The organism is Dyadobacter sp. BHUBP1 (assembly GCF_050587785.1).
GTDB lineage: Bacteria > Bacteroidota > Bacteroidia > Cytophagales > Spirosomataceae > Dyadobacter.
This window is the reverse complement of the sequence record NZ_JBOBIH010000044.1, coordinates 1-787: the sequence shown is the minus strand read 5'-3', so window position 1 is coordinate 787 and position 787 is coordinate 1. Positions and strand designations below refer to the sequence as shown.

Here is a 787-nt window from a genome sequence, read left to right as displayed (position 1 = left end):
AGGGGCGCTTACTTCCAGCACTTTATTGATCAGCGTATTATAAGCCGCCTTGAAATTGTTCAGCTCCACCTCCGAGTTCAGCACATTTTCCCCCAACCGGATAATGATCAGATCCGGCTTCCAGGACGATGACCCGAAGCTATTGGCTATACGGTTCTGAAGGGCGGTATAATCGTAGGTAACCCATCCCGCGGGGCTGCTGATATAATCCCTTTCAAACGGTGCCTCCCACAAGGGAAGAACCTGGGCGTTAGCATCAAGCTGCTTGAAGCGGGCTTCCAAAATGTGCGCGAAGTCTTTTGCCTGCGTCGAGGACGCCCGTCCCCAGCCTCCGGCAGCACTCAGGGCAGGCGATTGCCAGCCATCCGAACCGGACTGCGGCACTAATTTGGTAATGCTGTTGCCGACAATCACTACCCGGCTATAATTAGGAAGGGTACAACCGGCTTTGGGGTTCAGCACGATCGTATTCGAAAAGCTGCTGTATGAACTGCCTGATTTGGAACGCACCTTGTAAGTCCCCGCGACTGTTGCGATATACTGCGTTTGGCCCGGCTGTGTGCCTGTGATCAACACATCGTTAAGGTACCACTCCAATTGCCCGCTGAAACCGGAGGCTGTCAAGGTGATCGGCGAGCCATTCGCGCAGACGTCCCCACTGGTACTTTTATACAAAATCGGTGTGATCAGCGTGGTCGCGCATGGCAGACTGATCCCTACAAAGTTGCTATTGCCTGCGTGACCCAGTGGAGCTACATATTCAGCATGCCATTGGGTGGTTTCATTG

The 787-nt window shown here is 53.5% G+C and carries 1 protein-coding gene; it reads right to left on the bottom strand.

Going from position 1 to position 787, the window contains the following annotated elements; translation table 11 throughout:
- Positions 1–787, bottom strand: a 787-nt coding sequence (locus ACQ4MZ_RS31560; RefSeq protein WP_430852028.1) for a hypothetical protein, incomplete at both ends; no start/stop codon positions are given.